The organism is Daejeonella sp. (assembly GCF_046590655.1).
Lineage (GTDB): Bacteria > Bacteroidota > Bacteroidia > Sphingobacteriales > Sphingobacteriaceae > Daejeonella.
Genome location: NZ_JBKJUM010000084.1, coordinates 23872 through 31114, shown reverse-complemented (window position 1 = coordinate 31114; position 7243 = coordinate 23872). Strand labels below are relative to the sequence as shown.

Here is a 7243-nt window from a genome sequence, read left to right as displayed (position 1 = left end):
AAAAAAGCCCATAACTTTCCGTTACAGGCTTCCTATTTAAAAAGAAATTTCGTTACTTCAATATCCTCAATACCGCCTTAAGGGAAATAACGATTCCGATTATTAGCAAGATATTAGAAATGGCATCTATAAACATCCAGCTTCCTGCGAAACGAAGAAATACGCCAATCAGGCCAACTACAATTCCAATTACGATCAGGTTGTAATGAGCAGGGTCATTTGACTCTTCTGTGTGTTTGTTTTTATATGTTTCTTCCATGTGCTGTGTTTGAGATGTACGAAAATACTAATCTATTTTACAGTTTAAAATTCTATCTGAGTTTATCCGTTTGATAATGCTGCCGCACCGCTCACAATTTCAGTAAGTTCGGTGGTAATAGCCGCCTGCCTTGCCTGATTGTAAGAAAGTTTCAACGCTTTGAGCAAGTCGCCGGCATTTTCAGTTGCTTTGTCCATTGCTGTCATACGCGCTCCGTGCTCTGAGGCATGGGAATCAAGTATGGCTTTATAAACCTGCGTCTTAATAGATTTCGGTATTAACTGCTCCACAATTTCTTCCTGAGATGGCTCCAGAATATAATCCGTTTGGGTTTTGCTTTCTAATAAAGCTGCAGCTTTCGGCACCGGCAATAATTGTTCAGTAGTAAGGATTTGAACAGCCGCATTTTTAAACAGGTTGTAAACTAACTCCACCCTGTCGTATTCACCCTTAGCAAACCCAGCCATTATCGCTTCAGTGATCTTGGAAGCATTTTCAAACGTAAGATCGCTGTACAGCTCATTGTTATTACCTATAACCTTGTATTTACGTTTCTCATAAAAATCCTGAACTTTCTTACCAATCGCAACAATTTGAACATTGCCATTACGGTATTGCTCAGAATATTTTTCGGAAATGAGTTTGTTCGCGGTCTTAATTACATTCATGTTGAATGCACCTGCAAGACCACGGTTAGAAGAAATCGTGATGATCAGTACTTTATTCGGCTCCCGTTCCTGTATGAACGGAGAATTAGATTCTTCCAGACTCGCCGAGAGGTTAGTCAGGATATCCCGCATCTTGTTGGCGTAAGGCCTTAACTGGATAATAGCACTGGTCGCCCTTTTCAACTTAGCAGCCGAAACCATCTTCATGGCCTTAGTGATCTGTTGCGTTGAGGTAACGGATGCTATACGGTTTCTTACTTCTTTTAAATTAGCCATATTGTGAGTTGTAAGTTATACGTTGTACGTTATACGTTTTAGAAACCGATTCCTAAAACTTTGCCTAAAACTTATAACTTTCAATTTTTTACTATACCCTACTAATAAGATGTCATTCATAAAAAATCGATTCTTAACCTTTTTATCTAAACCTAGAATTCTTCAATGGTCTCATGTAAGTTATCAGTCTTATCTATAAGTTGTAAACTCTAAGAATCCCGCCCCAAAAACGTACAACGTATAACGTAAAACGTATAACTCCCTTAGTATTTCTCTCCTAATTCCTTAGCAACTGTCTCCAGCGCTTTGGTAATTTCATCGTCCAGTTTTCCAGCTTTAAGGCCTTGTAAAACCTCAGGATGACGCTGCTCTAATTGCTGAATAAATTCTGCTTCGAAAGCTTTTACTTTATTTACAGGAACATTACGCATCAGGTTTTTGGTACCTATATAAAGAATGGCAACTTGTTTCTCAACCGGCTCTGGTGAAAACTGTGCCTGTTTTAATAATTCCACGTTACGGGCACCTTTATCAAGCACTGATTTCGTAGCTGCATCAAGGTCGGAACCGAACTTAGAGAATGCCTCCAGCTCCCGATACTGTGCCTGGTCAAGCTTTAGTGTACCTGCAACTTTCTTCATCGACTTAATCTGTGCGTTACCACCCACACGTGATACCGAGATACCGACGTTGATTGCCGGACGAACACCCGCGTTGAACAAATTCGACTCAAGGAAGATCTGACCATCGGTAATGGAAATTACGTTGGTAGGGATATATGCAGAAACGTCACCAGCTTGTGTCTCGATAATCGGTAGCGCTGTTAGTGAGCCGCCGCCTTTAACAATATGTCTGATCGACTCCGGAAGGTCATTCATTGCCTGAGCAATTGAATCATTCTGGTTGATCTTTGCAGCACGCTCAAGTAAACGACTGTGAAGGTAGAAAACGTCACCTGGATACGCTTCACGGCCCGGAGGACGACGAAGAAGCAATGACACCTCTCGGTAAGAAACGGCTTGTTTTGAAAGATCATCATAAACGATCAAAGCTGGCCTGCCCGTATCGCGGAAGAATTCACCAATAGCAGCACCCGCAAACGGAGCGTAAAACTGCATTGGAGCAGGATCAGCAGCAGACGCAGCTACGATCACAGTGTATGGCATTGCGCCATTCTCTTCCAATACTTTCAGGATCTGAGCAACCGTTGAGTTCTTCTGGCCGATTGCAACATATATACAGAATACAGGTTTTCCTGCTTCGTAAAATTCTTTCTGGTTAATGATCGTATCGATACAAACCGCAGTTTTACCTGTTTGACGATCACCGATCACCAACTCACGCTGACCACGTCCGATAGGAATCATTGCATCGATAGCCTTGATACCTGTTTGTAGAGGCTCAGTAACCGGCTGACGATAAATTACACCCGGAGCTTTACGCTCTAAAGGCATTTCAAATGTTTCGCCTGTGATCGCGCCTTTACCATCGATTGGCTGGCCTAATGTATTTACCACACGGCCAAGCATGCCTTCACCAACTTTGATGGAAGCAATTTTATTGGTGCGCTTTACTGTATCACCTTCTTTGATCTCATCGAAAGCGCCAAGTAGTACCACACCCACATTATCTTCTTCAAGATTCAATACGATACCCTGTAAACCGTTATCAAATTCAACAAGCTCGCCTGATTGAACTTTAGTTAATCCGTATACGCGGGCAATACCGTCACCCACCTGTAACACGGTACCAACCTCTTCGAGCTCGGCTTCCGACTTAAAGCCTGACAGTTGTTGTCTTAAGATCGCCGAAACTTCATCTGGTCTTACCTCTACCATAGTAGTATTTTGTTTTTAATGTTGTAAATCTTCTGCTTCCGTCCCCAAAGGAAGCACACAATCTCTTATAGGGTTTGGGGTATATTTTTAGCGTTGTTCGAATTCTTTTCTGAGTTTATTCAGCTTGCTTGATATACTTGTATCAAATTGCTTATCTCCTACTTTCAGAATAAATCCACCGATAAGTTTAGGATCAACAACTGAACTTAAAACAACCTCGCCTTTGGTGGATTGCTTAACGACCTCTTCAATCTTACTGATATTTTCCTGGCTTAAAGGAGCTGCTGAAGTAACCGTTGCCTTAACTACATTATTAAGTACATTATACTGGTTGATAAATTCTTTTGCAGTGGCAAATAATATTCCAGACCGGCCTTTCCTGATCACTATCTTAAAAAAAGAAAGAATCATCTCATGCACCTTTCCCGAAAACAATCCATCAAGAATGTTAGTCTTTTTATCCAGGCTAATAATCGGATTTTTCAAAATTGCCTGCAGCTCAGGATTCTCCCTGCACGTTTCAAGAAACAGCTCAATATCTCCTTTAACTTCCTCAACAGAACGTTGTTCCCCTGCCAGGTCGATTAGAGATTTTGCGTAACGTGATGCAACTTGTATTTCTGACATATTTTTTTATTGGTTGCCTACCTACCGGCAGGCGGGTTCGTTGTTAGTTGGTGGTTACCAGTTACCCGTTTCCAGTTGCCAGGCTGTTCGGATATCGACTTACGACGTAAAACGTACAACGTACAACGTATAACGTACAACTTCCTTCTAATTAAGTTTTACTTCCTTTAACAGCTCTTTAACCAGCTCCTGCTGTTTATCCTGATCTTCCAGCTGCTTGCGCAATACTTTTTCAGCGATTTCAAGAGATAATGTTGAAACCTGATTTTTAATCTCAGCCATAGCGGATAGCTTTTGGTTTGTAATTTCCGTTTTTGCTGCTTCAATTAGCTTCGCGCCTTCAACTTTCGCTGAATCTTTAGCGTCATGAATGATCTGATCTTTAATTTCTTTAGCTTCTTTCAAAATATTATCACGTTCCAAACGAGCTTCTCTTAAAAGATCTTCGTTTTCGCTGATCAGCTTGGCCATTTCTGCCTTTGCCATTTCCGCCTTCGACAAAGCATCTTCAATTGAGCGTTCACGCTCATCAAGTGCCTGTACAATAGGTTTCCAGGCGAATTTGCTCAGGAGAAAGAACAGTATCAAGAAAGCTACTGTCGACCAGATGAATAAACCCGGATCCGGTGATACTAATGGGTTTAATGCCAGTAATGTCATTATCTTATATATTTAATATATCAATCAAAATAATAAAATAAGGCCGGTGCCAATCGCACAAGCCTTATTTTAATTAGTTTACGTTTCCGGTTCCTAAGAACGCAACAACTACAGCAAATAGAGCAACCGCCTCAACGAATGCCGCCGCGATCAACATAGCTGTTTGAATTTTAGATGCTGCTTCCGGTTGGCGGGCCATACCTTCCATAGCTTTACCACCAATGTTTCCGATACCAATGCCTGCTCCGATAGCAGCTAATCCTGCACCAATACCAGCGATACTTCCAACGATCATAATCTGATTTTTAAATATATATTAAACAAAAAAATAATTCATATTAATGCTCAGCATGCTCTTCCACCGCCATCCCTATAAACAGGGCCGACAAAATGGTGAAAATGAATGCCTGGATAAAACCTACAACCAGCTCAATAACACTGATAAATAGCACGAACGGAATTGCCACTCCGGCAACCAGCACGCTCTTTATAATAAAGATCAATGAGATCAAACTCAGGATCAAAATATGGCCTGCGGTGATGTTTGCGAATAAACGAATCATCAATGCAATTGGCTTGGTAAAAAGCCCAATAATTTCAACAGGGATCATTAACGGATATAACCACCATGGAACATGTGGAGTGAATACATGTCCCCAGTAATTCTTGTTCCCGTTTACAGTTGTTAATACAAACGTAGTCAGAGCAAGCATCATGGTTACTGCGATATTACCAGTTAAGTTGGCCCCTCCCGGAAAGAAAGGAATTAATCCCATCAAATTATTTAACCATACGAAAAAGAATACGGTTAGCAGGTAAGGCATAAAGCCTTTGTACCGGTGACCCAACTGTGGTTTAGCAATATCATCACGCACAAATAGAATGATAGGCTCCAGAATAGACTGCAAACCTTTCGGGGCTTTTCCTTCACGCTTCTTGTAAGCGTTTGCGATGCCGATGAATACAATCAGAAGAACTGTAACGGATATTAATAAGGATACAACGTTTTTGGTGATTGAAATATCAAATGGCTTTGCATTTAAAATGTCGCCCTTGGAATCGTGTGCGATGTATGTACCATCAGCACTTTTCGTTACTGAAGGATAATAGAACTTCCCATGATAATTTACAAGCTTAGTACCATTCGCTTCGAAAACTTCGGTACCATGATCATTGTGTCCATATTTATTAGAAAGAAAGGTAACAAGACCATTCTGCGTGTATAATATAACTGGTAAAGGAACCGAAACATCCCCAAAGAAATGCCACTCGTGCGAGTCGGCAATGTGATGCAGGATCATCTGAGAAATATCTTCTTCTTTTTCTTCACCTTCAGCATGTGCAACTGAGGTTTCAGCGTGTGCTGTATCTGCGGCAGTATGCTCCTGTGAATAAGCCGAAACGTTCAGCAATGAAAATAAAACCGCACAAAATGAAATGCTGAAGAATTTTTTTGAATTGAAAATATGGCTCAAATCCATTTATTATAAGGAATTTACTTAAAATTTTGGTTGCGCAAGTTACACAACAAACAATAAATTTCAAACACTGTATGAAAGAAATATAGATAAAAAAAACAGATGATAAATTTAGCCGGATTAACCGTGTTTTGGGTAATATAAACAAAGGCTATTACCATGTATAAAAGGAGCTTTACGGCGATACTTGCGAGTAAAGCCTGGCCCGATGATTTGATACTCACTTTCATTCTCCAGGAAGCGAAAAGGTAAATGACCAAAGTAAGGATGCTGAACACGGCAAACATATTCCAGAAACGGGGAATCAGAAGGTCAAGGTTTTCGTATAGATTCTCAGCAACAAGCGGAGCCATACTTAAAAAGATATTGAAGAGGATAAAGTATATCAGGAATTTAATCGTACTCATGATTTTAATTGCCTGATGGTCTGATAAATGGAAAGGCAAACACCCAGAACACAGGCAAGCGCTGTTACCCACTGGGTTTTATGATCGTAGTATTGATCGATCTTATACCCGATAAATGCGGAAGCTCCAATAATGGCCATCATTTGAAAAGCAACACCAGTATATTTTGCGTAGGAGCCGAGGGCTCTTTTCTGGGAATCGAGATCTTCGGGTGGGTTGATTTCGGGCTTGTGGGGTTGGTTTTCCATGGGGATAGGTTCAAGGGGTAAAATTATTAATAATATTAGGGTTTAGGGTTATTAATAATGGTTTGATTGCGGGAAGCCAGGTTATTCTTGAGATCGCTTGCTTCGCCTTAGATATGAAATTACCAGTTACGTCAACGTACGATGAGGTCCCTCGCTTCGCTTCGGGATGACGGCGGGCGTTTTTTTGGGTGAAAGGTAGATTTCTCCCTGCCGGCCGGCAGGCGGGCTCGCGGCACATTTGTATTAAAAGAGGAAATATCACTTCGCTCGTCGAAATTGTTCCAATCACTAACTCTTTTGTACCATTAATTAAACGGATTTCTATCAAATATGCTTGGGTGTTAACTTCCATTATGACTAAAGGTGGCTACGTTTATATGATGACTAATAAATATAAAACTACCCTTTATATTGGTGTCACCTCCAACCTTCGTGAAAGGGTGTTTCAACACCGGCAACATTTCTATCCTGATAGTTTCACTTCCAAATACAATCTTACTTACTGCATTTATTATGAACGCTTTCCGACTATCATGGAAGCAATCAGCAGAGAAAAAGAGCTTAAAAAATGGCGCCGTGAAAAGAAGAACCAACTAATCAATGCAACCAACCCCGCATGGAACGACCTATGGGGTGAAATTCAAAAGAAATCCCCCCACCCCCCCCACCGCGCTGCGATCGTCATCCCGAAGCATAGCGAGGGACCTCCTGCCAAAAAATCACCCCTAAAACGTTAAACAGCATAGCGAGGGACCTCCTGCCGAAAAATCACCTCCAAAACG

The 7243-nt window shown here is 41.1% G+C and carries 10 protein-coding genes; 1 reads left to right on the top strand and 9 read right to left on the bottom strand.

Annotated elements, in window-relative coordinates; all coding sequences use genetic code 11:
• Nucleotides 1-52: 52 nt before the first annotated feature.
• From ACLL8Z_RS08230 to ACLL8Z_RS08190, 9 genes are all read right to left on the bottom strand, one after another.
• Nucleotides 53-259: a hypothetical protein gene (locus tag ACLL8Z_RS08230; RefSeq protein WP_411274290.1), complete on the bottom strand. Its 207-nt coding sequence runs from the start codon at nt 257-259 to the stop codon at nt 53-55.
• A gap of 62 nt (nt 260-321) precedes the next feature.
• Nucleotides 322-1203 carry an ATP synthase F1 subunit gamma gene (gene atpG, locus ACLL8Z_RS08225; RefSeq protein WP_411274289.1) on the bottom strand — a complete coding sequence of 294 codons (882 nt, stop codon included), beginning with the start codon at nt 1201-1203 and terminating at the stop codon, nt 322-324.
• 263 nt (nt 1204-1466) lie between these two features.
• Complete coding sequence (gene atpA / locus ACLL8Z_RS08220; RefSeq protein WP_411274288.1) at nt 1467-3041, bottom strand: F0F1 ATP synthase subunit alpha; 1575 nt, start codon at nt 3039-3041, stop codon at nt 1467-1469.
• Nucleotides 3042-3128: 87 nt separating this feature from the next.
• On the bottom strand, nt 3129-3668 hold the full coding sequence (atpH, locus tag ACLL8Z_RS08215; protein ID WP_411274287.1) for an ATP synthase F1 subunit delta: 540 nt from the start codon (nt 3666-3668) through the stop codon (nt 3129-3131).
• Between the two features lie 147 nt (nt 3669-3815).
• Nucleotides 3816-4328 carry a F0F1 ATP synthase subunit B gene (locus tag ACLL8Z_RS08210; RefSeq protein ID WP_411274286.1) on the bottom strand — a complete coding sequence of 171 codons (513 nt, stop codon included), beginning with the start codon at nt 4326-4328 and terminating at the stop codon, nt 3816-3818.
• Nucleotides 4329-4401: 73 nt separating this feature from the next.
• Nucleotides 4402-4620, bottom strand: coding sequence for an ATP synthase F0 subunit C (gene atpE, locus ACLL8Z_RS08205; protein WP_411274292.1), 219 nt, complete (start codon nt 4618-4620; stop codon nt 4402-4404).
• Nucleotides 4621-4666: 46 nt separating this feature from the next.
• Nucleotides 4667-5809: a F0F1 ATP synthase subunit A gene (atpB, locus tag ACLL8Z_RS08200; RefSeq protein ID WP_411274285.1), complete on the bottom strand. Its 1143-nt coding sequence runs from the start codon at nt 5807-5809 to the stop codon at nt 4667-4669.
• 14 nt (nt 5810-5823) lie between these two features.
• On the bottom strand, nt 5824-6213 hold the full coding sequence (locus ACLL8Z_RS08195; RefSeq protein ID WP_411274284.1) for a hypothetical protein: 390 nt from the start codon (nt 6211-6213) through the stop codon (nt 5824-5826).
• A complete protein-coding gene (locus ACLL8Z_RS08190; protein WP_411274283.1) occupies nt 6210-6461 on the bottom strand; it encodes an AtpZ/AtpI family protein in 252 nt (83 codons plus the stop codon). Before ACLL8Z_RS08190 ends, ACLL8Z_RS08195 begins: the two co-directional genes overlap by 4 nt.
• Nucleotides 6462-6814: 353 nt before the next feature.
• On the opposite strand from ACLL8Z_RS08190, the gene ACLL8Z_RS08185 reads away from it, so the two are divergent.
• Nucleotides 6815-7198 carry a GIY-YIG nuclease family protein gene (locus tag ACLL8Z_RS08185; RefSeq protein WP_411274282.1) on the top strand — a complete coding sequence of 128 codons (384 nt, stop codon included), beginning with the start codon at nt 6815-6817 and terminating at the stop codon, nt 7196-7198.
• The last annotated feature ends 45 nt before the right edge of the window (nt 7199-7243 follow it).